Origin of the sequence: Citrobacter sp. Cpo089 (assembly GCF_030332695.1) — a bacterium.
GTDB lineage: Bacteria > Pseudomonadota > Gammaproteobacteria > Enterobacterales > Enterobacteriaceae > Citrobacter > Citrobacter portucalensis.
The window spans coordinates 25,305-51,860 of record NZ_JAOWHJ010000067.1; the positions used below are offsets into that span (position 1 = coordinate 25,305).

Below are 26,556 nucleotides of genomic sequence, written 5' to 3' on the forward strand. Positions count from 1 at the left end.
TAGTATAGACACACGTATGCCAATATTTAGCTATCCGTGCCCCATTCGCCGATCGCGCTTAAGATATTACTCATGCTTGATCATAACATGGCGAATAACCGTGTAATCCTCCAGCCCGTAAACCGACATATCCTTTCCATAGCCGGACTGTTTTTGCCCACCGTGCGGCATCTCGCTAACCAGCGTGAAATGGGTATTGACCCAAGTGCAACCATATTGCAGGCGAGCGCTAAAGCGATGCGCTCGCCCAACATCCCGGGTCCAGACGGAGGATGCCAGGCCGTATTTCGAATCGTTGGCCCATGCCAGCACCTGATCTTCATCATCAAATACGGTCACGCTGACCACCGGACCGAAAACTTCCCGCTGTACGATGGCATCGTCCTGCTTTGCCCCAGCAAGCAGCGTCGGGGCAAAATAGTAGCCTGAACCATCCACTTTTTTACCGCCGGTGATGACCTTAATATGGCCCAACGCTTTAGCCTCATCGACCGCTTTAGTCACGCGATCGAGATGTGCCTGCGAGCTCACCGGTCCCAGCTCGGTCGATTCATCATTCGGCGGACCGATTTTCAGGCTGGCAACGGCGGCGCCAAGTTTTTCGACCAGTGCATCATAAATGCCTTTCTGGGCATAAATTCGGCAAGCGGCGGTACAGTCTTGCCCGGCGTTGTAATAACCAAAGGTCCGCACGCCGCTCACCACAGCATCCAGATCGGCATCATCAAAAATGATCACCGGAGCTTTTCCGCCCAGTTCCATATGCGTACGCTTAATTGACGGCGCGGTGTGCTGAATAATGTGTTCGCCGGTTGCAATGGAGCCGGTCAGCGAAACCATGCGCACTTTTTCATGGCCGGTCAGCGGATCGCCCACCGTTTTACCGCGACCAAACAGCACGTTAATCACGCCAGCCGGATAAATGTCTTTGGCGAATTCGGCCAATTTAAGCGCCGTCAGCGGGGTAATCTCTGACGGTTTAATCACCACGCAGTTTCCCGCCGCCAACGCTGGAGCCAGCTTCCACGCCGCCATCATCAGCGGATAGTTCCACGGCGCAATAGAGGCCACCACGCCCAGTGGATCACGGCGAATCATCGAGGTATGCCCTTCCAGATATTCACCGGCCGCCTGTCCTTGCAGGGTACGCGCCGCACCGGCGAAGAAGCGGAAAACATCGACAATAGCGGGAATTTCATCGTTGAGAACACAGTGCAGCGGTTTACCGCAGTTAAGTGATTCCAGCTCAGCGAAGGTTTGCGCGTTATCAGCAATAGCATCCGCCAGTTTCAGCAGCAGTTCAGAGCGGACTTTCGGCGTGGTTTGCCCCCAGGTGGCAAACGCGGCGTCTGCTGCACTTACAGCGGCATCAACCTGCATGGCTGACGCCTCAGCAATCTCCAGAATGAGTTCACCAGTGGCAGGGTTATAGACTGGCTGCTTTTCACCTTCACCGTTGACCAGCTCGCCATTAATCAGTAATTGATGTTGCATAGCAATTTCCCATATCGTCGTTTATTTACCGTTTCCGGCGAGAGTGTCGCCTTCACGCGTTAGCCACCAGGCCCCTAAAATTGGCAGTGTTGTCACCAGCATTACCAGCAATGCCACAACGTTGGTGACCGGCACATCCCGTGGACGACCCAATTGATTGAGCAGCCACAGAGGAAGTGTTCTTTCATGTCCGGCAGTGAACGTTGTCACGATGATTTCATCAAACGACAAGGCAAACGCCAGCATCCCCCCCGCCAGAAGTGCCGATGCCAGATTTGGCAGCACGACATAACGAAAGGTTTGCCAGCCATTGGCGCCAAGATCCATAGACGCTTCGACCAGACTCCATGAGGTACGGCGAAAACGCGCCACAACGTTGTTAAACACCACCACCACGCAAAACGTCGCATGGCCCACCACGATCGTGAGAAAACCCGGTTCCAGGTTGATGGTTTTAAACGCCGTCAACAGCGCAAGGCCGGTAATAATGCCCGGCAGCGCGATCGGCAACAGTAGCAACAGCGATATTGCACTTTTGCCAAAAAAGTCCCTACGCCACAGCGCGGCCGCGGCCAGCGTCCCCAGAACAAGGGCAATAGCTGTGGACAACGCAGCGATCTTAAGTGACAACGTCACAGACTCCAGGATATCGCTACGCTGCGCAGCAACGCTAAACCACTTCAGCGTTAATCCCTGGGGTGGAAAACTAAAAGCAGCCTCCTCAGTATTAAAAGCATAGGTGGCGATGATGAGGATGGGAAAGTGCAGGAAAATAACCCCGCCCCATGCCGCCAGTTTGAGTAGCCAGGGTGCGCGTTCAGAGTGCATCGAAAGCTCCCAGACGCTTCACGAACGCCAGATACAGTGCGATTAACACAATCGGCACCAGAGTAAATGCCGCCGCCATCGGCATATTGCCGATCGCCCCTTGTTGCGAATACACCATGTTGCCGATGAAATAGCCCGGCGGTCCCACCAGTTGCGGCACAATAAAGTCACCCAACGTCAGAGAGAAGGTAAAGATCGAACCCGCTGCAATGCCCGGTATCGCCAATGGAAGCACCACATAGCGGAAGGTTTGACGCGGACGCGCGCCCAAATCAGCAGAAGCCTGTAACAGCGACGGCGGAAGTCTCTCCAGCGCGGCCTGTACCGGCAGGATCATAAACGGCAGCCAGATATAGACGAACACCAGGAAACGCCCTAACCCTGAAGTCGACAGCGTATTGCCGCCTACCGCAGGTAATGTCAGGAACGAAAGCAGCAACGGCTCCAGCCCAAGGTGGGTTAAAAACCACTGCGCCACGCCGTCTTTAGCCAACAGCAGCGTCCACGCATAGGCTTTAACGATGTAGCTGGCCCACATTGGCAACATTACGGCAATGTAAAAAAAAGCCTTCATTTTGCCGCTGGTATAGCGAGCCATATACCACGCCATCGGAAACGCCAGAATCGCGCTGGCGATGGTGACCGCTACCGCCATCGTCAGAGTGCGCAAAATGATGTCGTAGTTAGCGGGATTAAACAGCGCCTGCAAATTCGCCAGCGTCAGGTCTGGTGTGACCGACATGGTGAAATCGTCGAAGGTATAAAAACCTTGCCACAACAGTGTCAGTAATGAGCCAAAGTAGACGATGCCAAACCACATCAGCGGTCCGAGGAGCAGCAAAAACAGCCCCAGCCCCGGATTACGCCAGAAGTAACCTGAGATCCGGTTCAGGTTGGTCGACTGTGGAGGCGAATGTAAGACGTTCATAGCCATTCACCTCTCCTCAACCAGCGGTACCATCACGTCGCGTGACCAGGATGCCATCACCTGCTGACCTGGCGACAACGTTGAGGGCAGCATTTCGCCCGTCAGGTTCGCCTGGCTAACCAGCAATTTTTCACCACCGGCCAGTTTTAGCTCAAACCGCGTCGCCGCCCCCTGATACTGCACCGCCTGGATAACCCCCCTGGCCTGAACTTCTCCTCCGGTATCATTCAAGCGAATGTGTTCCGGACGCAGGGAGAACATCCCCTGTAGCCCGCAAACGTTCGCTGACATCGTGGCATCAAAGACATTGGACGTTCCGACGAAACTTGCCACAAACGGTGTCCGCGGACGCATGTACAGTTCGCGCGGAGAATCCACCTGTTCGATGCGACCGTTATTAAACACCGCCACACGATCGGACATCGACAGGGCTTCCCCCTGATCGTGAGTGACGAAAATGAAGGTGATACCAAGGGATTGCTGTAATTTCTTCAGCTCCAGCTGCATCTGCTCACGCAGTTTGAGATCCAATGCCCCGAGCGGTTCATCCAACAGCAGGACGCGCGGCTCATTGACCAGCGCCCGGGCAATCGCCACGCGCTGCCGCTGACCACCGGAAAGTTGCGACGGTTTGCGTTCATAAACAAAACCGAGCGCAACTTTATCCAACGCCTCTCGCGCTTTGGCGTGGCGCTGTTTTTTATCGATGCCTTTGACCATCAGCCCGTAAGCGACGTTGTCGAGAATCGACATATGCGGGAATAACGCGTAATCCTGAAATACCGTATTTACATCCCGCTCCCAGGGCGGCAATTCGCTGGCCTGTTTACCAAAAATAGTGATTGCGCCGCCTGACAGTTGTTCAAACCCAGCAATCAGGCGCAGACAGGTGGTCTTGCCGGAGCCGGATGGCCCCAGCATAGAGAAAAACTCACCGTCGTTAATCGCAATACTTACCCCATCAACTGCTCGAACATCCCCATACAAACGCGAGACGTTATGAAACTCCACTGCGTACGTCATAAAACCCCCAGCGGAATTAACGACCGCCCATAATGGCGATGTAATCCTGCGTCCAGCGACTGTAAGGAACGAATTTTCCACCTTCGGCAATCGGCGTTTTCCAGAAGGCAATCTTGTCGAAATAACTATAACCGTTGGTTTCACAGCCTTTTTCACCCAGTAACGGGCTGGCTTTACAACCTTCAGGCACTACTGGCAGAGAACCAAACCAGGCCGCTACGTCGCCCTGTACTTTCGGGGTTAATGACCAGTTCATCCATTTGTAAGCACAAACCGGGTGTTTCGCTTCACTGTGCAGCATGGTGGTATCAGCCCATCCGGTAACCCCTTCTTTTGGGAAGACCGTGGCAATTGGCTGACCTTCGCCTTTCAAGGCGTTAGCCTGATAAGGCCAGGCGCTTGACGCTACCACGCCTTCATTTTTGAAATCGCTCATTTGCACGGTGGTATCGTGCCAATAGCGATGGATCAGCGCGTGCTGATCGCTCAGGACTTTGATCACCGCCTGATACTGTTTTTCAGTGAGCTGATAGGGATCGGTAATACCCAACTGCGGCTGAGTGGCTTTAACGAATAACGCGGCATCGGCAATATAGATCGGGCCATCGTAGGCCTGAACGCGCCCTTTATTGCTTTTCCCATCCTCAAGTTTTTGCTCAACAAACACCACGCTCCAGCTATCCGGCGGCGTTGGGAAAATTTTGGTGTTATACATCAGCAGGTTTGGTCCCCACTGGTACGGTGTGCCATAAACTTTTCCGCCAACGTTAAACCATTCGCCTTTTACCACGCGTGGATCGATGGTTTTCCAGTTAGGGATCAGCGCGGTATTAATTGGCTGAACGCGTTTTCCCATAATCAGGCGCAGTGAGGCATCACCAGAAGCGGTAACCAGGTCGTAGCCGCCTTTTGCCATCAGGCTGACCATTTCATCAGATGTGGCTGCCGTTTTTACATTAACCGCGCAGCCAGTATCTTTCTCAAACTGTGAGACCCAGTCATATTGTTTATCGGTTTGCCCACGTTCGATATAACCCGGCCAGGCAATAATATCCAGGCGGCCTTCCGGTTTATCTAATGATGTGGGGGGTTCGGCTGCCTGCGCAGTCATCAGCGTCATACTGAGTGCGCACAGGCTACTGAGGGCAAACTGCTTGCTCATAACGTCTTACTCCTGTCTAAAAAATATTGAGCGGCAGCCTTGCCGTAAATATATGTCCTTTTCTAAAAATAGTCGGGGTGTTGTAAGCGTTCCTGCTGGCGCAAGGAAATTTAATCAGGTTGTGAGCTAACGCTCATTACGCTACAGACTCTGACCAGGGGGTAATCTTCTGGAGTATAGACAAGGAGTTAGACGCAGAGGTGGCAATAGCATTAACTATTGATATTTTGTATGGACGCACCCGATATAAATAATACCGTGGTTCGGCATTCACTATTTCGAAAATAAGAACACGCTATTCATTTATATTGAATAGCGCGTTATGGTTTATTTCATCATTTCACGAATTAATTTACCAAGCTGTTTTACGGCCTGCTCTTCGCGATCTCCCCAGTGCCATGCAGTATTAAAACGAAAAAAACGTGTCCAGCTTCCCGAGGTCGTGAACATTTTCCCCGGCGCAATACTGATGTGGTGTGCCAGCGCATGGGTACTGAGCACACCGGCATCAAGCGGTTCCGGCAGCTCCAGCCACAGAAAATAACCGCTGTCGTTGTGGTGAATTTTGACTTCCGCCGGAAGATGACGCAGCAGCGTTTGCCAGGCCTGTTGTTTACGTTCCGCCAGTTGCCGACGCAAGCGCCGTAAATGCGCGTCATAGCGCCGGGTTGAAAGATAATCAACAAGGGCAAGCTGCATGGGTGAACTGGTAGATAAGGTGCTCATTAGCTGGAGTCGCTGAATACGCCGGGCATGTTTCCCTGCTGCTACCCAGCCAATACGAAATCCTGGCACCAGGCACTTCGAGAAAGACGAACAATGCAGAACACTGTCGGCGCGATCCCAGGCTTTGGCAGGCAACGGTTTTTCGCGGCCAAAGTACAACTCGCTGTAAACATCATCTTCAATCAACATTACGTGGTATTTTTCCAGCAAGGCGACCAGACGCGCCTTTTTCTCTGCGCTGAGCGTAAAACCCAGTGGGTTTTGGCTGTTGGTCATTAGCCAGCAGGCTTTTACCGGGTACTCCTGCAACGCCTGCTCCAACGCAGCAAGATCGATCCCCTCTTTAACGTCGGTGGCCACCGACAACGCCTTCAGACGTAATCGTTCCAGGGCCTGCAACGCCCCGTAAAAACAGGGGTTTTCGACAATCACCCAGTCACCCGGTTCAGTGACCGCTTGCAGGCTCAGATTAAGGGCTTCCAGCGCGCCGGTGGTGATGACGATTTCGTCAGGTGAAATGGTCATCCCCTGTTGAGCATAGCGACGGGCAATGGCATGACGCAGCTCAGCATTCCCCGGCGGCAGGTTTTCAATCACGCTCATGGCGGTGGCAGTTTTACTCACCTGCGCCAACGAGCGATTCAACTGCTGAAGTGGAAACAGCCGCGGGTCGGGGAATGCGGAGGCAAAGGGCATCACTGACGCATCCCGGCTGGCCTGCAACATATCAAAAATGTAGGTATTGATATCCACCGCTTCATCGCGCATGACCTGCACCTGCGGCGCTGCCAGTTCACGTTCCGGGCGCGCGGCGACATAATAACCCGATTGCGGTCGGGCGATAATCCGCCCCTGGCTTTCCAGCAACTGGTATGCGTGTCCGACAGTCATAAAACTCATTCCGCTGCTGACCACCTGCTCACGCAAAGATGGCAAGCGATCGCCTGGCTGCCATACGCCAGACGCAATTTGATCGCGAATTTGCTCTGCCAGTCGCTGGTACTTTTTCATTTTTCGTCCTGATTACCGGTGTCGGTGACAACCACTGTATATATCAGTTTACATAATCAGGGTATTTTATTTAACTGTTATAGTTAACAGTTTTACAACATCGGTAATGACAGTTCTTTGCCTACGGCGCGTATTTCAAGAAGAGAACGCTATTCAATAACAGGAATCAAGCTTCCAGATTTCATATCAGCGAGTGCAACTTATAACAGCGCTGCAACTGTTATGGTTAAAAAGAACTGTTCTGTTTCTGCCTTCCATTGCTCCTCAGACTTAGAATTGCGCTAAATCAATTTTGCCTGCGGAGTTAAGCATGTTCGGTCTTGACGCGTTTCACCTGGCAAGGATCCAGTTCGCGTTTACGGTATCCTTTCACATCATCTTTCCGGCTATTACTATCGGACTCGCCAGTTATCTGGCTGTGCTTGAAGGGCTATGGCTAAAAACGAAAAACCCCACCTGGCGATCGCTTTACCATTTTTGGTCGAAAATATTCGCCGTAAATTTTGGTATGGGTGTCGTTTCCGGGCTGGTGATGGCTTATCAGTTCGGCACCAACTGGAGTGGTTTTTCCGAGTTCGCCGGGAGTATCACTGGGCCGTTACTGACCTATGAAGTATTAACCGCCTTCTTCCTCGAAGCTGGTTTCCTTGGGGTGATGTTGTTTGGCTGGAATCGGGTTGGTCCAGGGCTTCATTTCTTTGCCACCTGCATGGTCGCACTGGGTACCATTATTTCAACCTTCTGGATCCTCGCCTCCAACAGCTGGATGCAGACACCGCAAGGCTATGAAATAGTTAACGGCCAGGTCGTTCCCGTCGACTGGTTCGCCGTTATTTTCAATCCTTCATTCCCCTATCGTCTGCTGCATATGTCGGTTGCCGCCTTCCTGAGCAGCGCGTTGTTTGTTGCCGCCTCTGGGGCATGGCATTTGCTGCGCGGGAATAACACACCAGCAATTCGAGCGATGTTTTCGATGGCGCTGTGGATGACATTAATCGTCGCTCCACTGCAGGCCTTGATTGGCGATATGCACGGTTTGAATACGCTGAAGCATCAGCCGGCAAAAATTGCTGCGATTGAAGGACACTGGGAAAATCGCCCCGGTGAACCGACTCCGCTGCTGTTGTTCGGCTGGCCGGATATGGAGCAGGAACGCACCCGCTATGGGCTGGAAATCCCGGCGCTAGGCAGTCTGATCCTGACCCATAGTCTGGACAAACAGGTCCCGGCCCTAAAAGAGTTTCCTAAAGAAGACAGGCCCAACTCCACCATGGTGTTCTGGTCGTTTCGCATAATGGCCGGGCTAGGCATGCTGATGATCCTGCTGGGTACTTTTGCCCTGTGGCTGCGCTATAAGCAGCGTTTATTTACCTCGCGCCCTTTCCTGCGCTTTGCCTTGTGGATGGGTCCTTCCGGTCTGATTGCCATCCTTGCCGGTTGGGTGACCACTGAAGTTGGCCGTCAACCGTGGGTTGTTTACGGTCTGCAACGTACGGCGGATGCGGTTTCCGCACATGGCGATTTACATATGAGCATCAGCCTGCTGTCTTTCTTTGTGGTGTACAGCTCAGTGTTTGGCGTGGGTTACAGCTACATGATCCGCCTGATCCGTAAAGGACCACAGGAAGATGACCCGACCATTCCGCCAACCGGCACGCCTGCACGGCCGCTTTCTGCTGCCGTCCTCGATTCTCAACCGGAGGCACACCGCTAATGGGTATCGATTTATCAGTTATCTGGTTTGTGATTATCGTCTTCGCCACGCTGATGTATATCGTGATGGACGGTTTTGATCTCGGGATTGGCATTTTATTCCCAGCGATTCAGGACGCTGACGATCGCGATGTGATGGTCAACAGCGTCGCCCCAGTATGGGACGGCAATGAAACCTGGCTGGTGTTGGGCGGAGCCGGATTATTCGGCGCTTTCCCCCTGGCCTATGCGGTGATTGTCGATGCGCTGACGATCCTGTTGACCCTGATGCTAATCGGCCTGATTTTTCGCGGCGTCGCGTTCGAGTTTCGCTTCAAAGCCACACCTGCGCACCGACCATTCTGGGATAAAGCCTTTCTCGGCGGTTCAATCCTCGCGACATTCACGCAAGGTGTCGTGGTGGGTGCCGTACTCAACGGATTCTCCGTTACCGGACGCAGCTACAGCGGCGGTCCTTTCGACTGGTTGACCCCGTTCACGTTGTTCTGCGGCATTGGTCTGGTCGTGGCTTACGCCCTGCTGGGGGCGACATGGCTGGTGATGAAAAGCGAAAATCCGTTGCAGGATAAAATGCGCAGTGTGGCCAAAAAACTGCTGCTGGCAATGTTGGTTGTGATTGCCATTATCAGCCTGTGGACACCACTGGCACATAGCGCGATTGCCGAGCGTTGGTTTAGCCTGCCCAACCTGTGGTTTCTGATGCCGGTTCCGCTGCTGGTTGCGCTTATCAGTCTCTGGCTGTGGCGTTCGCTGGGGCAACATAACTGCCATACGCTGCCTTTTGTATTGACACTGGGGCTGATTTTTCTCGGGTTTAGCGGGCTGGGGATCAGTATCTGGCCACATATCATTCCACCGTCTATTACGCTCTGGCAGGCGGCGGCTCCGGCACAAAGTCAGGGCTTTATGTTGGTTGGCACACTGCTGATTATCCCGATAATTCTGGTGTACACCTTCTGGAGCTACTACGTTTTCCGCGGCAAAGTTCAACATGGTGAGGGGTATCATTGATGCAACAAACAATCTGGAAACGCCTGATGTGGCTGGTGATCCTCTGGGGGGGCAGCGTGCTGGCCCTGGCCGCCGTTGGTATGTTCTTTCGTCTCCTGATGACAGCTGCCGGATTTAAGTCCTGATACTCTCCTTGCAAACAACCGGGCTGCACTGTATTGCCCGGTTGTAACAAATCCCAACACTGGCTAAACAAATATGTAAAAAACATCGAAATGGCAAAACAGAGATTGTCATTAACCCGATTAAAATATTGAATAGTCACCTGGCGAAATTATCGCCAATTCCGCAGCTAACGTACCAGAGGGTGCATGATGTTTAAGAAAGGGTTAACGGTGTTATTGCTGGCCAGCGCGCTTTTTTCCGGTCAACTTTTCGCTACTAATCAGGGACATGAATATCTTCAGGTGCAGGATGCCGATCATTTACTACGACACACGGCCGACAGCGATGAGTTGCGAGTGACGGCGGAAGAATCCGCCGCCGATCTTCGTGAACACCATCACTGGCAAAAATCACGCAAACCCGATACACATCTGAGCTAACGATTAACCTTTGCGCTTCGGCAGTGTCTTCATCAGTTCTTCTGGACTGACCGAAGCCACGACGCTGCCGGGCAACGGCATCTTCAGAATGTGATGTTTCATCTTGCCGATCACGTGCATTTCGCACGGTCGGCAATCAAATTTCAGCGTCAGGACTTCATCGCCGTTAACCAGTTGCATCGGTGTTGCTTTCCAGCTTTTGATGTTACCTTTCGCCTGTTTCGGGCACAGGTTAAAGGCGAAACGCAGGCAATGTTTGGTGATCATCACCGGCACTTCGCCCTTTTCTTCATGAGCTTCATAGGCTGCATCAATCAACTGAACGCCATAACGGTGATAAAACTCACGCGCTTTTTGGTTGTAGACGTTAGCCAGGAAACTCAAGTGCGTTTGTGGATAAACCGGCGCTGGCTGAGATACCGGTTTGCGGCTACCGCGCTGATAGCTTTGCAGGCGTGCTGCATCCAGCATATCAACGGCTTCACGCCGGAACTGATTTAGTTGACCGTTTGGCACAAACAGCGCGCCCGGCAGATTCACCTGAATATTACGGACGTAGTACATCGTCTGACCAAGTTTTGCCAGTCCGTCCTGTAGGTTACTCAACGCTTTTTCCGCATTGTTCGCTTCCTCAAACTGGCCGTCCAACGTATGGGTGATACTCACGCCCTCTTCACTGGTGAGCGTCAGAATCAACTGCTCCTGCCAGCCGCCGAGCTCAATATCGATCGCAACACGGCGTTCGCTGGAAGTTTTTGTTAACGCTTGCTGCCAGTTATGATCGAGGTTGCGATTCAGCGGATGATGCGGACGCACTTTGTGCAGGTCGGCGGGCATTTCATTCGGCCATACCCGATAACGATTGTTCCCCGTTTTTTCCACGGTGTTGGCGCGGAATCCAACAACCTCGCGTTTGATTAACACGTTCAGGCCATCCCCGTTTGCCAGCGGTTCAGTCACCTCAACATCGAGATGATCTTTCGCCACCTTCAGGACTTCGCCGACCGGCAAACCGATAAACTTTGGCGAGTCGAATGCGCCGATATCCCCTTTACGGGCATTCACAAAATAATCGGTGCTGCCGCGATGGAAGGTTTTCTCTGTGGATGGGATAAAGAAATGTTCGGTACGTCCCGCTGATGAACGGGCCAGATCGCCGCGTTCTTCAATGATGGCGTCGAGCATCTGGCGATAATGCGCGGTAATATTCTTCACATAACTCATGTCCTTATAGCGCCCTTCAATTTTGAAGGAACGCACACCTGCGTCAATCAACGCACCCAGGTTGGCGGTCTGATCGTTATCTTTCATCGACAGCAGATGTTTTTCATAGGACACCACGCGCCCCTGATCGTCTTTCAGGGTATACGGCAGACGGCAAGCCTGGGAACAGTCGCCGCGGTTAGCGCTGCGTCCGGTTTGTGCATGTGAAATATAACACTGCCCTGAATAGGCAACGCACAGCGCACCGTGAATGAAAAACTCAATGGTCGCATCGGTAGCCTGATGGATAGCGTTAATCTGCTCAAGGCTCAGTTCGCGCGCCAGCACAATCTGGGTGAATCCCACATCAGATAGAAATTTCGCCTTCTCAACGCTGCGAATATCGCACTGGGTGCTGGCGTGCAGTTCAATCGGGGGAATATCCAGTTCAAGAATCCCCATATCCTGCACGATCAGGGCATCAACGCCGGTCTGATACAGATCGGTAATTAACCGTTGTGCGGGCTCCAGCTCATCATCATGCAAGATCGTGTTTAGCGTCACAAAGATTTTTGCCCCGTAACGATGGGCAAAAGGCACTAATTCGGCAATATCTTTCAGGCTATTGCTGGCGTTATGACGCGCGCCAAAACCTGGTCCACCAATGTAAACGGCGTCTGCGCCGTGCAAAATGGCTTCGCGCGCAATGGCGGTATCCCGAGCCGGGCTTAACAATTCAAGGTGATGAGGCTGCTGGCGCATACAGTTGTTACCATCCACAAGCGGTAAAAATGGCGGTTATTGTAGTCACAAGCGCGGCGTTTCGGAATAGTTTTCCCGATTAACCGCGTGGGTAATGGATCAGCGAGTGAAAATGAACCGTTTGCTCGCTACTGTTACGGTAGCTATGTGCCGTATCTCCGGCGAAACGGACACCCTCACCGGATTTAAAGGTGCGCCACTGCCCCTCAATACACATATCCAGCAGACCACTAATCACCACCACGTGCTCAATTACGCCGGTTTCATGCGGAGTAGATTCACTGAGCGCGCCGGGTGCCAGCAGTATCGAAAAATGATCGAAGCACAGTTGCGGATCCCACGGGAACAACGGCGTGACGACCATCGCCTGCTGCTGGGGATCGAATGTTAGCGTGCCGTCTGACTCTGGTGGTGAAATAAACGTTGAAAACGGGACGTTCAGTCCAGTGGCAATTTTCCACAATGTTGCCACCGTTGGACTGGATTCATTACGCTCAATCTGCCCCAGCATCGCTTTTGAGACGCCAGTTTCCTCCGCCAGACGCGAAAGGCTCCATTCACGCTGGTGACGTAGCGTCTTGAGCGTTGTGGCCAGATAGTGGGTTAAGTTGTCCATTTTTCTCCTTCGTCGCTCTCCTTTCTCGGGGCTACAGCTTAGCACTTGTACGCTATAACGCACAGTGCTACAGTAACTGACCGTTATAACGCACGCGGAGTTGCTATGCGCACATTTTCCATCCCCCTGCCTACAGTTTTGTCGGGTTTTGTGGCGGTCCTGGTCGGCTACGCCAGTTCAGCGGCCATTATCTGGCAAGCGGCGCTCGCCGCAGGTGCGACGACCGGACAAATCGCAGGCTGGATGACCGCACTTGGGCTAGCAATGGGGGTCAGTACGCTGGCGCTGACATTGTGGTATCGCGCCCCTGTACTCACCGCATGGTCAACGCCTGGTGCCGCGCTGCTGGTGACGGGCCTGCAAGGGGTATCGATTCAGGATGCTATCGGTGTTTTTATCGTAGCTAATGCGTTGATTGTGCTGTGCGGTATAACCGGGCTGTTTGCTCGCCTGATGAAAATTATTCCCCACTCGCTGGCATCAGCCATGCTGGCCGGGATCTTGCTGCGTTTTGGTTTGCAGGCGTTCAATAGCCTGAACAGTGAGCTTATCTTGTGCGGCAGCATGCTGCTGGCGTGGTTAGTACTAAAAGTGATTGCCCCACGGTATGCCGTAATCGCCGCAATGTTGGTAGGCATAGCTATCGCCCTGGTTAAAGGTGACATTGTCACCGATGGTGTTAATCTGTCACCGGTGTTGCCAGCGTTTATTGCCCCACACTTTTCATTAGCCCACAGTATCAGCATTGCGCTACCGCTGTTTCTGGTTACTATGGCTTCGCAAAATGCCCCAGGTATTGCGACCATGAAAGCATCTGGATATTCGTTACCCGTTTCACCCCTGATTGTTTTTACGGGTCTGCTGGCACTGCTATTTTCGCCGTTTGGCGTCTATTCCATCTGCATCGCCGCCATAACCGCCGCAATTTGCCAAAGCCCCGAAGCCCATCCAGATGCAAATCGACGCTGGCTTGCCGCAGCGGCAGCGGGTGTCTTTTACATTCTGGCTGGAGTGTTTGGCGGTTCGGTCACAGGACTGATGGCAGCCCTCCCCGTAAGCTGGATCCAGATGCTTGCTGGTCTGGCATTACTCGGCACGATTAGCGGTAGTTTATTTCAAGCCTTACATAATGAAGCAGAACGCGATGCGGCCATCGTGACTTTTCTGGTTACGGCCAGTGGTCTGACGGTATTTGGCGTTGGGTCTGCATTCTGGGGGCTGGTCGTCGGCGGTATTTGCTACTCAGTGTTGACATTATTTCGCCGCGCGTAGCTGCGTTGGCGTTTTACCCGTCACTTGTTTAAACCGGTTACTGAAATGGCTCGCCGAACTGAACCCACAGGCCATTGCAATATCCGACAGGCTGCGTGATGAATAACAGACCAGTTGCTGCGCCAGCGCCATACGGCGTTGCATGACGTACTGATGAGGCGCCATATTCATCGACTGGCGAAACATTCTGGCAAAATGGAATTCACTTAGCGCTGCCTCGCTTGCCAGATCGCTCAACGTTATGGGATACGCCAGATGTGCTTCAATATAGGCCAGCACGTTGCGCAATGTGGCAGGCGCAAGCCCTCCGGTGACAACGGGAAGTCGCCATTGCACATTGCTGTAATGCTGGATCAGATGCGTTAACAGTAGTGAAGATGCCGCGCTAAGCGTGAGGTGATTGGCCGGTTGCTGCCAGTCGTTACCAAGCAAAAACTGACGGTAAACCGCCGTGATCCCCGGGTCACTGCCAAACGTATGCTCGTCCAGCGTGAAACTATAGGGGCTTTTGTCCCAAACTTTTTCACCCACTTCTCGCAAATGCGCGTCCGTACAATAGAGATGAACAAAGGAAAGATCGTCACGAATATCCCAACTGGACTCACTCTCTTTCGGCATCAGGCAAAAACGGTCTGGTCCCCCGCCATTCTTCCATCCTCCCGCCGTCTTGTGGTAACTCTCGTAACCATCTGCGATGTATAAACTGAGCGTATGGTGATCGCAATATTGGGTGATGGTATCGCGCTTGTTCGACCAGGCCGCCAGTTGGATCCCTGAATGTAACGCAACCGATTCATGCAGCACGGCATTATGTTTGCGCAAGTTTTCAAAGGCACCGTAGGGCTGAGACATACCATCACATTCAAAATAAGTTAGCAGGCTTTCAGTCTATATCAGCTACATATCGTTAACAGCTGCCTTTTCACTATTACGCTAAAAAAAGCGCAAGATTTTGCAAGTACACCGCAAGCCGATGAAAGTCTCCTGCATTCCGTCGTGACACAGTGTAAGTCTGACGACAAAAAGAGAGAGTTGTATGAACGCACTGTTGTACTGCCTGGTGGTGGTTATTTGGGGAACGACATGGATTGCGATTTATTTGCAGCAAGGTCCGGTTTCTGCACCGGTTTCTATCTTTTGGCGCTTCGCAGTTGCCAGCTCGGTGATGATAGTGATCCTGTTGCTAAGCGGTAAATTACGCAAACTGTCTGGCCGCGATCATCTGTTTTGTCTGTTACAGGGCGGATGCGTTTTTTGCTTTAACTTCTGGTGTTTTTATACGGCTGCGGCGTGGATTAATACCGGCCTGGAGTCGGTGATTTTCTCGATGGCCGTCCTGTTCAATGCAGTTAATAGCTTCATCTTTTTTGGGCAAAAACCACCGCTGCGCTTCTATATTGCAGCGGGTCTGGGACTGACGGGCATCGTGACTCTGTTTTGGCAGGATTTGCTCAACAGCGGGTTTAATCATTCACTGCTGCTGGGCATCGGTTTGAGCGCTCTGGGAACCTTCGGCTTCTCACTGGGCAATATGATCAGTCTGCGTCACCAGAAAAAAGGGTTAGAAGTGTTAACGACCAACAGCTGGGCCATGCTGTACGGCACATTGCTGATCGCGGCCATTGCGCTGGTGCGCGGCGACAACTTCACGCCACAGTGGACATTCAGCTATCTTAGCGCGCTGTTATATCTGGCTATTTTCGGCTCAGTGATTGCCTTTGGCGCTTATTTCACGCTGGTAGGTCGTATTGGTCCCAGTAAGGCGGCATACAGCACGCTGCTGTTCCCGCTGGTGGCGCTGACGTTGTCAACATTGTATGAAGGATACATCTGGCAAGTTAATGCGATTGCCGGATTGGTGTTGATCTTACTGGGAAATCTGGTGATGTTTGCCCGACCGGAAGCATTGATGGGTAAAATACTCTATCGTCGTCGTGTGGCATAAAAAAACGCACCATCCTGAGATGGTGCGTTCATCATTTTTATTGTGGTTTTTTGTTCACATCAAACATGGAGGCATCGGTCGCCATGTCATCAACAACTTTCTTCAACGTTTCGAACGCCATCGGCGTGCTTTCGTTGTTCAGGTCTTTACCTTCACCCTTACGTACAACTTTAATCACCGGTTTATTGGTCGCTGCATCAATCAACTCACCCTCGAAATAGAGGTTGGTATCCATGGTACGGTGACCCGTCGCCATTTGCGTTCCTGCAACGAGCAGTGCAACCGGGACCACTTCATAGAACTGCAGTCCTTCTTTGCTGGTCGCTACACCGGTAATCGCCCCGCGGAAAATCAGACTACGTGGCCCTGGGGTTGTAACCAGAGGTTTACGCTGACCGATCGCCGTTTTCAACTTCGTATTGGTATAGGTCAGTAATTGATCAAGAACCTGCTGCCCTACCTGCGTAGTAGGTTTAGGAACCGGATAATACGTTACCGGGTTATAAACAATGTTGTCATATTTGGATTCGTTGTAGCTCGGGTCAACCCAACGGAGTACCGTTTGTCCCGATGCTGATTTTGTTTCCTTCAGATCAGAGTAATTTTTTAAAAACCCAGAATATTTATCCGGCTCGGTCACTTTTGACGCACAGCCGGATAATGCCAACAAGCCAGTAAGCACTGCAACTTTAAATAAAGTTTGAGTACGCATGAAACGATCCCTTTAGTTTTCGCAATGATGCCTAAAAAGGATAGCAAAACAGTTTCATTTTGGATGTACTAAAAATGGTAAGCACCGCACAATTTTATCTCTGCGCTCAGCACAAAAAATGCTGAACGCAGAAAGAGTTAACCCAAACGGGAGGTTCAGGAAGTTTTGCGTGCCAGCATGGTGGCAAAGCGCAGTTTAATTCGATTACCGTTTTCATCTGTACGATGAAGTTCACCTACGTCTTCGTTATATTTCAGCAGATCCCACCCACTGTAATAGTTGCGTAATTCTCCGGTTTTAAACGCGAACGGAAAACCTACTGTGCACGGAAAATCATCAGTATCCATCGCTGCGACGATTAAGTTATATCCACCCGGTTTAGTACAACGTTGCATATTCTCAATAAGGCCAGGGATCGTTTTAGCTTCAAGGAACATCAGTACAACGGTAGAAAGAATAAAATCGTATTCACCCTCAAAACGTAACGCATTAAGGTCAGCGACCTTCGCGTTGAGGTTGGTCAGCCCCTCAGCCGCTTTGATGCGCTCAAGGTTAGCGATGCTCATTGGGTTTTTATCCCATGCGGTAACGTCATAGCCGTTTGCCGCCAGGTACAGGCTGTTTCGGCCGTTACCGCAGCCCAGATCTAACGTTTTACCTGGTGCAACCACTTTTGCCGCTTCAACGACATCGGAATGCGTACGGGTTAAATCATATTTTTCAGTAAAGTAGTTTTCGTCGCAAAGGGTCATTATTTATCCTCAGATTTCAGTAATGCAGCACGCTCCGTGCGGATGAGCAGTTTCCCCTGCATCAGCAATGCAAACGTACGTATCAGTAATAATGCAATGATAAAATTGGTAAAAATAAACAGTGGGATAGACAGAGTATGAAAAAATCCTGATTCACTGCCGTGTCCAAGATGCAATCCCGTTGTCGCCAACGCAGACACGCCAAACGAGAAGCTCCAGAAAGACGCATTAAATGGCTGTGACAAATACCACGGCATAAGGCGTAGCATGAACAGAAGTTGCAGCAGACCATAACCAAATAGCATTTTAGCTAACGTATCCCCCTCGCCGCCGTTGACGCTAAGCCAGGCGCTACAGGCGACCAGCGCGGGTGCCAACTGTATACCAAGTGAAGTACGTAAAACCGTCGGTAGTTCACCGCAGCTACGTAAACGCTGCAGAATCACCGGCTCCAGGCTAAGCCAGGAAAATACCCCGGCGCCCAAAAACACCAACCCGGCATCGTTGAACCCAAGTGCACCACAGGCCATGGCGCTGATAAAGTTATTGGCAACGGTCGGCAGATACAGACCCGGCGTGGTGGCCTCTTCCGGATGCTCGCCGCGCCACAGCCCTGCCGTTTGCCAGGCGGCGTACGCCAGCTGTATCACCACGCCAATGCTGAACAATCCTAGCGCCAGCGGTCGATACCAAGGTACAAAACCAATCGCGACCAGCATCGTTGTTGCTGGAAACAGACTGACAAAACTGCTCATCACCGGATGACGAATTTCCGCCAGTACGCTGTGCGGAAAACGTAGTAAGCGATTCACAAATGCCAGCGTCAGCAATCCCCAAATGACCATTGCGAGGATCACTAAGCCATCACCAATCCAGTGGCTCACCGGCCACACCTGGCTGGCGTAGCGCCACGCAAATCCCATCCCGATGGTACCCAGTACCATGCCAAAATAACCAGCCGGAAGATTGAGGACCCGTTCACTCTGTTTGTTCTTACTCATTTTGTTTATTTTTTAAAGTATATTTGAAATGCATTTTATGGAATATCTGCCGGTTTAGCCAGTGCAGAAAACTTTGCTACGTTTAACTAAGGTGCGCAACATGGAAATGAGCTATGACCAAATACCGTCTAAGCGATGAATCTCGCTCCTTTAGTTACCTGGATAATGGCAATAAAAAAAGTGTATTACTACGCCAAATCATCGCACTCATTGATTTTAATGATGTTAGATCCGGTACGCTCGGTGGCTGGATTGATGATGAAAGCGTTCTGTCGCAAAGCGGTAATTGCTGGATATACGATGAGAATGCGCTCGCGTTTTCCGGCGCGACGATAACCGGAGACGCCCGTATTACACAGGCAAGCGTGGTCAGAGATGGCGCGCAGATTGGTGATGCCGTCTGGATTGACCGAGCAGAAATCAGCCATAACGCGCAAATACGTGACAACGTCACCATTCAGGATTCTGTTGTTCGCGGTGAGTGCCTCATCTGCGGTGATGCACGCATTGTGTGTGACTCTGAAATCATTGCGGCCAGAGGGTTAACCCGTGAAAGCGACCAGCTCCTGCAAATTTACGAGCGGGCGGCAGTCAGCAATTCACGCGTGGTCCATCAGGCGCAAATCTATGGCGATGCGATGATCAATTATGCTTTTATAGAACATCGGGCTGAAGTTTTTGATTTTGCACGGATAGAAGGCAACGAAGAGAATAATGTCTGGATCTGCGATTGCGCCAAAGTCTATGGGCATGCACGCGTCATTGCCGGAACGGATGAAGACGCCATTCCTACCCTGCGCTACAGCTCGCAGGTGGCGGAACACGCGGTGGTTGAAGGTAACTGCGTGCTGAAACACCACGTGCTGGTTGGGGGGCATGCGCAATTACGTGGCGGACCGCTCCAGCTTGACGGTCACATCCTTATTGAAGGCTATGCCTGTATTCTGGGTGAAGTGCTGATCGAGCATCATATTGAGATAACCGATCAGGCCCAAGTTGAAGCCTTTGATGGCGATGCGATCCATCTGCGCGGGCCAAAAGTGATCAACGGCGAACAACGTATCACGCGCACCCCTATCGCCGGTTTATTCTGAAGAACCATCAATGATGCGGGCGTAGAGATTCACGTCATGGTAATCGCCATTAAGGAATTCCGCCTGTTGCATACATCCTTCCAGTCGGAAGCCATTGCGCAGTGCAACCTGGTTGCTCCTGACGTTATCTACACGACATTTAATCACGAAACGGCGAATCTCCTGGCGCTGCGCATAATGACGAATCATTGCCTGTAGCGCCTGAGACAGAATGCCTTTGCCCTGGTGCTCTTTATCCAGCCAATAACCAATATAAGCGGCTTTGTTCAGCGGCTCTATCTGGTTAAACGAGATAACGCCAGCCACCTCCCCTTGTTCGAAAATAAGGAACATTTTGGCGTAGCCGCGCTGGTGCAACATCATATTCCCCTGCACGTTTTTGCGCGTGTCGTCCTCAGATTCGACAAACTGCGGCCAGTTCAGTGACTGTTGGAGCCAGGTTTTATTTTTAAGCACCAACTGATGCAGAGGGGTGACGTGTTGTTCTTCTACCGCCCGCAGTTCCAGCGCGTCACTAACGATAATTATTTCTGACATGTTTATCTCCTTTGCGATCGTAAACGGGGCATTTCTGACTGGCAGTAGCCGATATTACTCTGTTTAGCACCGAGGATGTCTTATTTTTATGCTGTAACAGCAATCACTTAGAAAGAATCTCTGGCGTGGAACCCGTTACTCTGGTGATCCGGGTATCCCCTCATGGATAGACCGTAATGATGACAATAACACTTTCATTCTATTGCTAAGGAGCAAGCATGGCAGCACCTTTGGGTCGTTTAGCACTTATTCCGCTTTTACTGATTACCGCCTGTCACCAACCTGTTTCCACCACGCAAGCAGGCCCCGTTCCCTTTGCGGTCAATAAGCAACAGGTTGTGGATAATACCACGCTGGAAATTTCCCGCAGCGCGCTGGAATATAACATCCATAAAGTTCAGCAACTGCTGGGAGATAAAACCCGGATGTGCGCCATTCTTAAAGGCGACGCGTACGGCCACGATCTCTCACTGGTAACGCCGGTGATGATGCAAAACGGCGTGCAATGTATTGGCATCGCCAGTAACGAGGAAATCAGTACCGTTCGCCAGTCAGGCTATACATCGCAGCTCATGCGCGTGCGTAACGCGACGGAAAAAGAGATGCGCCAGGCGGCGGATTTCGATACCGAAGAGCTTATCGGTAATCTGGATATGGCTAAGCGTCTAAGTGCAATCGCTCAGGAGAAAGGTAAAACTATTCGTATCCATCTGGCGCTGAACTCTGGCGGTATGTCGCGTAACGGTCTGGAAGTCAGTACCGCCGCAGGTCTGGAAGAAGCACGCGCTATTTCCGCATTACCCGGCCTGAAAATTGTCGGCATCATGTCGCATTTCCCGGAAGAAGATGCGGCAGTGGTAAAACGCGATCTGGCTCGTTTCAATACGCAATCAGCCCAGGTATTGAAAATTACCGGGCTTAAGCGCGAAGATGTCACCCTGCATGTCGCGAATACGTTCGCTACCCTGACCGTTCCAGAATCCTGGCTCGACATGGTGCGTGTTGGCGGTATTTTCTATGGCGATACCATCGCCAGCACCGAATACAAACGCGTCATGACGTTTAAATCTGCCATCGCGTCGGTAAACCATTACCCCAAAGGAAACACCGTCGGGTATGACAGAACCTATACCCTTAAACGTGATTCCGTTCTGGCCAATATCCCGACAGGTTATGCCGATGGTTATCGCCGTGTGTTCAGTAATGCGGGGCACGTGCTGATCCGCGGCCAGCGGGTTCCGGTACTGGGTAAAACATCCATGAATACCGTGATCGTCGATGTAACCGATTTGCCGCAGGTTGCATCCGGTGATGAAGTGGTGCTGTTCGGTAAACAGGGAAATGCGCAGGTTAGTGCAGAAGAAGTCGAAGAAATTAGCGGCGCGTTGTTCACTGAAATGTCGATCCTCTGGGGGGCGACGAACAAACGCGTGATGGTCGATTAACACCTAAAACAGGAAGGGCTTCCGTTTCTCGCAGGAAGCCCTTTTACACAGCAAGCGCCGTTCTACTTAGCTCTCACTGACACTCTCTTTTTGCAATATTTTGAGCAGATCTTCCTTCAGGTGGAGTTTCTGTTTCTTAAGACGAACAATGTCCAAACTATACCCCCGACCATCCGAACCTTCCAGTCTGGAGATCTCATGATCAAGGCTGTTGTGTTTTTCGAATAAGGACAGAAAGCGAGGGTTCTCGGATTTCAGTCGGGAAATAAGGTCTCTGTATTCTGGAAACATACTTTCTCCCTGTTAGTGGACAAGAACGTGTATAAGAAATACACACCCACAGAGTACCCATTTGCTATACAGAAAAATGCGAACAGGATCGAGTAAATAGTGTACAGAGTCGTTACGAGGATGAATGCAGATACGGCTCCCCATCAGGAGAGCCGTAAAGGGCGTGATTAACGCATCTCGCGGTCGTCAACGTACTGACGTTTATCCGGCGCTGGCGGGAAGTACTGATACAGCCAGGTTTCGCTGATGGCGTCACCCTGACAACGCAGGAACATACGCATATCTACCGGATCGGTTGAGTCAGAAGTCGGATACCAGTCAAACTGAATGCGATAACCGTCGATAGGCTCCACGTAGAGGATCTCAATCTGTTTCGCTTCACCGCTGGAGAGCGTAATCACCGGTTCAATGCCTTTCGGCGCAGCCGCTTTTAGATCGCCACCAACGAAGTCAACGGCAAAACGACGCGCCCATTTTTCCGGGTAATGCTCGCCCGGTGCCCATCCTTCCGGGAAGCCGCCCATACCTGTCCGGGTCGCCATCACGCGAGCCAGCGGTGAACGCACCGGCGGTTGAGCGCTCCAGTACAGGCGATATTTGAATTCCAGCTCATCGCCGGCTTTGATCTTCTTGTCCGGCTGCCAGAAGCAGACAACGTTATCCAGCGTTTCGCCGGTCGTCGGGATCTCCATCAGACCGATGGTCCCCTTGCCCCACTGGTTGCGCGGTTCGACCCACAGACTTGGGCGCTTGTTATACCAGCCCATGATGTCCTGATAATGGGAGAAGTCGCGATCGAGTTGCAGCAAGCCAAACCCTTTCGGGTTGTTATCGGTATAGGCGTTGAACTGCAGCTTTTGCGGGTTATTCAGCGGACGGCAGATCCACTCGCCATTGCCCCGCCACATCGCCAGACGCTCTGAGTCATGGATTTGCGGGTGAATAGTGTCGCACATCCGACGCTCATTGTTGCCGCAGCTGAACATGCTGGTCATCGGCGCAATGCCGAGCTGCTTGATGTCTTTGCGCGCATAGATGTGGTTTTGTACATCCATAATCACCTGCGTTTTCTCGCAGTGGATCACGAACTTGAATGCGCCGGTTACGCTTGGGCTGTCGAGAAGCGCATACACGGTAAAAGAGGTTGCGCCCGGTTTAACCGTTTCGAACCAGAAAGAGGTGAAATCAGGAAACTCTTCTTTACTGTCGGTGTAGGTATCTACCGCCAGACCACGGGCCGATAAACCGTACTGATAGGTGTCATCCACGGCGCGGAAATAGCTGGCGCCCAGGAAAGAAACGACATCGCGGCGGGCCAGTTCTGGCGCTTTAAACACGCGGAATCCAGCGAATCCGAGGTCAGTCTGCCCTTCCAGTTGTTTGGTATCCACACCCGCGTCGTTGTATTTAAACAGTTCCGGACGGAAGTGAATTTCACGCGCCATATGCGTACTACCATCAACCGAGAACATGCGTACACGACGACGAAAACCCATTCCCACGTGGAAGAACTGCGCATCAAGCTGACGGTTTTCAACGTTGTTCCACAGAGACTGCTCTGCGTCATATTGAATGCTGTTGTAGGCCTGCGGCGTCAGTTTTGCCAGCGTATCCGGTAACGCGCGCGGTGCGCCGCCCCAGGGTTTCTGTGCTAAGTCATGGGCCATCGATTGCAGAACGGAAAAATCAAAACGTACGGTTTTTCCGTCTGCAATGTCAGACTCTGCCGCAAAGGCGGCGCGGGAAAAGAGTGATGCAATACCACTGGTTCCGCACACGGCGGCCATTGCCATTGAACCTTTAATAAATCGTCTGCGATTCATGCCTGAAAGTGAGTCCTTCTGGTCGTGTAAATGGTCCCGCGCCGGTCAAAATCAGCGGCAAGAGAGTGCACATTTCTGACCGCTCACTCTAGACAAAATTCATTAATAATCCAATTGTTGGTCGCCGATTATCTGTACAAAATCGAAAATATTTTATGTCGATGGGAACAGACCGAATCCCATGTAAATTCCATTAAAGTAAACCACACCGACGTTTACTTCGCTCTTGAGCCTCCTGATACAGCGCAAACTCATCATAAACCGCGCAACCCAGCGCCTGTTCAAACGCGTCGCGGCTGGAATTTCCGTGGCTGCGAGCTTGTGTTTCATTACCCAAATTGGACTGGAAAATTCCTGCGGCGCTCACCGGTAAAAAATCTTCGTAGGTGATGGGTTGCGCAACCAGCCAGCCCCGTTCAATAAGCGGCTGCGGATCGTCATCCGGGCGAATCGCCTGCCGATGCGCTTCACCCGATGGCGTCAGACGATAGCGGAACCAGGCTAGCCCCTGCTGGCGCAGCAGGAATTCGCTGTCAGGGAAGGCTTTGAACACCTCCTGAAGATGTAGCTGATGCGTCAGATTGTCTTTCCCCGTTCCCGCTTTATTCAGCAATTCGTCGTACAACGCTCTGCCTTTCGGCGTCAGGGCCACGCCGCGCTGTTCGATTTCACCAAAACGTGCCGTGTGAGTGCCGCGCATTTCACCGGCAAACAACACCGGTTCTTCCAGCGCTTTGAAACTGGTCTGACGCAATAAAATGGGCACCTCGCGGCGCGGCGGCCCTTCAATCAGTATTTTGGGCTCAATGCCGCATTCCGGCATCATCGACTGCACCCGGTCAATATCCAGCGTTCGCGGTGTCAGATGGTTGATATGACAACCGGGGAAGCACACTACATCAGCAATCAGCCGATGTTCGTTATGTAATGCGTGATAGGTCTCTTCATCGACCGTGGCGTGCTGATGCCAGCGGAATGTTTCCAGCGCTTCATGCACAAACTCTTGCGCCTGTTCAGTTGTAAAACTGCCCTGCGCATCAAATTCATCCAGCAGCTCGTGGCAACGGCGGGTGAAAATATCGCGTTTCGCGAGGATCTCAGCGGCTTTTTGCCGCAGCGCGGCGTTTTCGATTAGTTCGAGCCGTAATAACGAGGTGAATACCCGAAACGGGTTGCGCGATAGCGAGGCATCGTCGATGGGACGGAAGGCTGTGGAATGTACTGGGACGCCCGCCTGGGAGAGATCGTAATAACTCACCGGATACATGCCCATAACGGCAAACATCCGGCGCAGCGTAGAAAGCTCCTGCGCGGTACCCACTCGAATGGCGCCATGACGCTCAACGTTTAGCCGGGCCAGTTCATCCGCATTCGCCAGTTTTTCATGCAGCGTCGGATTATTTTCCAGTACCGCCAGATTCACATCAGCGACAAGTTCCAGCAACGTGCCGTACTGCGGGACTTCCTGCTGGTACATTGCTGACATTGCCTGCGAAAATTGTTCCCGAATCTCATCTGCCGTGATGGTGTTCGCCATAATGTCATGCCTCCAGTGAATATTACCTGGAGTGTAGAAAACGCCGCTGACTCCGGTGGGAAGAATTTACAAAGTGTGACCCCGCGTAAACTTCCCACCCATACAAAAGATGAACAGTACCTACTGGCGTGGTTTCAAATGACTTTCCAGCCAGGGCAGCATCTGTTTTTTACGGCTAAGCATACCTTCTACCTTGCAAGGCTGCGGGATGTCTGAAAGTTCTGATCCAGCAAACCACAGGCTGGTGTCACCCAGATTGATGTCAGTGAGCATCAGCACGACTAACGCAGCATTCTTTTCTTCTGCATAGCTCGCCATTTCCTGACGGAGATCGTCCAGCACCGAATCCACCTGTTGCAGCGCATACAGTTCAAGCTGCGCTACACAGACTGAATGTCCATGGATGGTGAAGGTTTTAATGTCTTTCTGCAGAAGTTCGCGGGCGCTCATCCCTTCCACGCTTGTTTTGGCTGACAGCAGGTCGCGGCTGAAAGCGTCAAGATCCACTCCGGTTTTTTGGGCCAGCGCATCAACCGCCTGACGATCGTCAGAGGTGGTCGTTGGTGAACGTAGCGTGACAGTGTCACTCAATACGGCGCCGAGCAGTAAAACAGCTTCAGCGGAAGATAGCTGGTTGCGTTCATCTTCCGTCATCAGTTGCCACAACAGGGTTGCGCTACTGCCGACGGGCTTCACCCACACTTCCGGTGGCAGACGGGTGACTAGCCCACCAAGTCGGTGATGATCGATAATTCCCACCACGTTACTTTCAGTCAACGATTCCGGCCCCTGGGCAGGCTCGGTGAAATCGACCAGCCAGACATCACGATCGGTCAGTTCAAACGTCAACCGTTCAGGCATCGTCAGCCCCGCATGTTCAAAGATAAACTGCGTTTCGCGGTTAGGCTCGCCCAAACGCCATGCCGTCGCCTGCCGGCCACGTAAACTAAGCCAACGTGCCGTCATTGCGGCGGTGCAGATGGCATCGCTATCGGGATTAAGGTGCCCTATTACATGTATCATTCATCAGTGCCTTGTGAAGAGAAATCGTTCAAAAGTAAACAATAACCAAAGTATAACGACTGAACATACTCCCTTCCATGATCCCACTCCCCAGCAATGCTG

The 26,556-nt window shown here is 51.9% G+C and carries 25 protein-coding genes; 8 read left to right on the plus strand and 17 right to left on the minus strand.

Annotation, left to right across the window (positions count from 1 at the left end):
• Positions 1-66 precede the first annotated feature (66 nt).
• From patD to OGX92_RS15935, 6 genes are all read right to left on the minus strand, one after another.
• A complete protein-coding gene (gene patD, locus OGX92_RS15910) occupies positions 67-1,494 on the minus strand; it encodes an aminobutyraldehyde dehydrogenase (protein ID WP_149335302.1) in 1,428 nt (475 codons plus the stop codon).
• Positions 1,495-1,515: 21 nt separating this feature from the next.
• Positions 1,516-2,322, minus strand: coding sequence for an ABC transporter permease (locus OGX92_RS15915; RefSeq protein WP_003020204.1), 807 nt, complete (start codon positions 2,320-2,322; stop codon positions 1,516-1,518).
• Entirely contained in the window at positions 2,312-3,256 is a 945-nt protein-coding gene (locus tag OGX92_RS15920; RefSeq protein WP_003833133.1) for an ABC transporter permease, read from the minus strand. Before OGX92_RS15920 ends, OGX92_RS15915 begins: the two co-directional genes overlap by 11 nt.
• Positions 3,257-4,273: an ABC transporter ATP-binding protein gene (locus OGX92_RS15925; protein WP_063940776.1), complete on the minus strand. Its 1,017-nt coding sequence runs from the start codon at positions 4,271-4,273 to the stop codon at positions 3,257-3,259.
• 16 nt (positions 4,274-4,289) lie between these two features.
• Positions 4,290-5,435 (minus strand): putative ABC transporter substrate-binding protein YdcS, encoded by a 1,146-nt coding sequence (ydcS, locus tag OGX92_RS15930; RefSeq protein WP_008784842.1) that lies wholly within the window; start codon positions 5,433-5,435, stop codon positions 4,290-4,292.
• 327 nt (positions 5,436-5,762) lie between these two features.
• Positions 5,763-7,172 (minus strand): aminotransferase-like domain-containing protein, encoded by a 1,410-nt coding sequence (locus tag OGX92_RS15935; protein WP_191222566.1) that lies wholly within the window; start codon positions 7,170-7,172, stop codon positions 5,763-5,765.
• A gap of 310 nt (positions 7,173-7,482) precedes the next feature.
• Between OGX92_RS15935 and OGX92_RS15940 the strand changes: the two genes are divergently transcribed.
• From OGX92_RS15940 to OGX92_RS15955, 4 genes are all read left to right on the plus strand, one after another.
• Positions 7,483-8,886, plus strand: a complete 1,404-nt coding sequence (locus tag OGX92_RS15940; protein ID WP_003833142.1) for a cytochrome ubiquinol oxidase subunit I — start codon at positions 7,483-7,485, stop codon at positions 8,884-8,886.
• The gene (gene cydB, locus OGX92_RS15945; RefSeq protein WP_286586800.1) at positions 8,886-9,896 is read left to right on the plus strand and encodes a cytochrome d ubiquinol oxidase subunit II; all 1,011 of its coding nucleotides are present in this window, start codon (positions 8,886-8,888) and stop codon (positions 9,894-9,896) included. Before OGX92_RS15940 ends, cydB begins: the two co-directional genes overlap by 1 nt.
• Positions 9,896-10,021 carry a DUF2474 domain-containing protein gene (locus OGX92_RS15950; protein WP_003020230.1) on the plus strand — a complete coding sequence of 42 codons (126 nt, stop codon included), beginning with the start codon at positions 9,896-9,898 and terminating at the stop codon, positions 10,019-10,021. The genes cydB and OGX92_RS15950 overlap by 1 nt, the downstream gene beginning before the upstream one ends.
• A gap of 189 nt (positions 10,022-10,210) precedes the next feature.
• Positions 10,211-10,441 carry a DUF2554 family protein gene (locus OGX92_RS15955; protein WP_003020233.1) on the plus strand — a complete coding sequence of 77 codons (231 nt, stop codon included), beginning with the start codon at positions 10,211-10,213 and terminating at the stop codon, positions 10,439-10,441.
• Positions 10,442-10,444: 3 nt separating this feature from the next.
• On the opposite strand, the gene rlhA is transcribed toward OGX92_RS15955, so the two are convergent.
• Positions 10,445-12,406, minus strand: coding sequence for a 23S rRNA 5-hydroxycytidine C2501 synthase (gene rlhA, locus OGX92_RS15960; protein ID WP_003833148.1), 1,962 nt, complete (start codon positions 12,404-12,406; stop codon positions 10,445-10,447).
• Positions 12,407-12,485: 79 nt separating this feature from the next.
• A complete protein-coding gene (locus OGX92_RS15965) occupies positions 12,486-13,022 on the minus strand; it encodes a helix-turn-helix domain-containing protein (RefSeq protein WP_071446326.1) in 537 nt (178 codons plus the stop codon).
• Between the two features lie 105 nt (positions 13,023-13,127).
• On the opposite strand from OGX92_RS15965, the gene OGX92_RS15970 reads away from it, so the two are divergent.
• Positions 13,128-14,294 (plus strand): benzoate/H(+) symporter BenE family transporter, encoded by a 1,167-nt coding sequence (locus OGX92_RS15970; protein ID WP_126317998.1) that lies wholly within the window; start codon positions 13,128-13,130, stop codon positions 14,292-14,294.
• Here the strand turns inward: OGX92_RS15970 and OGX92_RS15975 are convergent.
• The gene (locus OGX92_RS15975; RefSeq protein WP_003833154.1) at positions 14,277-15,146 is read right to left on the minus strand and encodes an AraC family transcriptional regulator; all 870 of its coding nucleotides are present in this window, start codon (positions 15,144-15,146) and stop codon (positions 14,277-14,279) included. The genes OGX92_RS15970 and OGX92_RS15975 overlap by 18 nt on opposite strands.
• A 184-nt stretch (positions 15,147-15,330) precedes the next feature.
• Between OGX92_RS15975 and OGX92_RS15980 the strand changes: the two genes are divergently transcribed.
• A complete protein-coding gene (locus OGX92_RS15980) occupies positions 15,331-16,239 on the plus strand; it encodes a DMT family transporter (RefSeq protein WP_003833155.1) in 909 nt (302 codons plus the stop codon).
• A gap of 37 nt (positions 16,240-16,276) precedes the next feature.
• Here the strand turns inward: OGX92_RS15980 and OGX92_RS15985 are convergent, their stop codons facing one another.
• From OGX92_RS15985 to tehA, 3 genes are all read right to left on the minus strand, one after another.
• Complete coding sequence (locus tag OGX92_RS15985) at positions 16,277-16,951, minus strand: DUF3313 domain-containing protein (RefSeq protein ID WP_003833157.1); 675 nt, start codon at positions 16,949-16,951, stop codon at positions 16,277-16,279.
• A gap of 155 nt (positions 16,952-17,106) precedes the next feature.
• On the minus strand, positions 17,107-17,703 hold the full coding sequence (tehB, locus tag OGX92_RS15990; RefSeq protein ID WP_003833160.1) for a tellurite resistance methyltransferase TehB: 597 nt from the start codon (positions 17,701-17,703) through the stop codon (positions 17,107-17,109).
• Positions 17,703-18,704, minus strand: coding sequence for a dicarboxylate transporter/tellurite-resistance protein TehA (gene tehA, locus OGX92_RS15995; protein ID WP_003833162.1), 1,002 nt, complete (start codon positions 18,702-18,704; stop codon positions 17,703-17,705). The genes tehB and tehA overlap by 1 nt, the downstream gene beginning before the upstream one ends.
• 113 nt (positions 18,705-18,817) lie before the next feature.
• On the opposite strand from tehA, the gene ydcK reads away from it, so the two are divergent.
• Complete coding sequence (gene ydcK / locus OGX92_RS16000; RefSeq protein ID WP_048235315.1) at positions 18,818-19,798, plus strand: YdcK family protein; 981 nt, start codon at positions 18,818-18,820, stop codon at positions 19,796-19,798.
• On the opposite strand, the gene rimL is transcribed toward ydcK, so the two are convergent.
• Positions 19,790-20,335, minus strand: coding sequence for a 50S ribosomal protein L7/L12-serine acetyltransferase (gene rimL, locus OGX92_RS16005; RefSeq protein WP_218667414.1), 546 nt, complete (start codon positions 20,333-20,335; stop codon positions 19,790-19,792). The genes ydcK and rimL overlap by 9 nt on opposite strands.
• A gap of 218 nt (positions 20,336-20,553) precedes the next feature.
• Between rimL and alr the strand changes: the two genes are divergently transcribed.
• A complete protein-coding gene (gene alr / locus OGX92_RS16010) occupies positions 20,554-21,780 on the plus strand; it encodes an alanine racemase (RefSeq protein WP_003833167.1) in 1,227 nt (408 codons plus the stop codon).
• Between the two features lie 66 nt (positions 21,781-21,846).
• Here alr and OGX92_RS16015 read toward each other — a convergent pair whose 3' ends face one another.
• The 4 genes from OGX92_RS16015 to OGX92_RS16030 all read right to left on the minus strand — a co-directional run bounded on the left by OGX92_RS16015 (position 21,847) and on the right by OGX92_RS16030 (position 26,454).
• The gene (locus OGX92_RS16015) at positions 21,847-22,071 is read right to left on the minus strand and encodes an HP1242/YdcH family protein (RefSeq protein WP_003833168.1); all 225 of its coding nucleotides are present in this window, start codon (positions 22,069-22,071) and stop codon (positions 21,847-21,849) included.
• A 167-nt stretch (positions 22,072-22,238) separates the two neighbouring features.
• On the minus strand, positions 22,239-23,894 hold the full coding sequence (locus OGX92_RS16020) for a glucan biosynthesis protein D (protein ID WP_286586803.1): 1,656 nt from the start codon (positions 23,892-23,894) through the stop codon (positions 22,239-22,241).
• Between the two features lie 193 nt (positions 23,895-24,087).
• Positions 24,088-25,431, minus strand: coding sequence for a 2-oxoadipate dioxygenase/decarboxylase HglS (gene hglS, locus OGX92_RS16025; RefSeq protein ID WP_003833171.1), 1,344 nt, complete (start codon positions 25,429-25,431; stop codon positions 24,088-24,090).
• A 120-nt stretch (positions 25,432-25,551) separates the two neighbouring features.
• Positions 25,552-26,454 carry a manganese-dependent inorganic pyrophosphatase gene (locus OGX92_RS16030; RefSeq protein WP_257661962.1) on the minus strand — a complete coding sequence of 301 codons (903 nt, stop codon included), beginning with the start codon at positions 26,452-26,454 and terminating at the stop codon, positions 25,552-25,554.
• Positions 26,455-26,556: the final 102 nt, after the last annotated feature.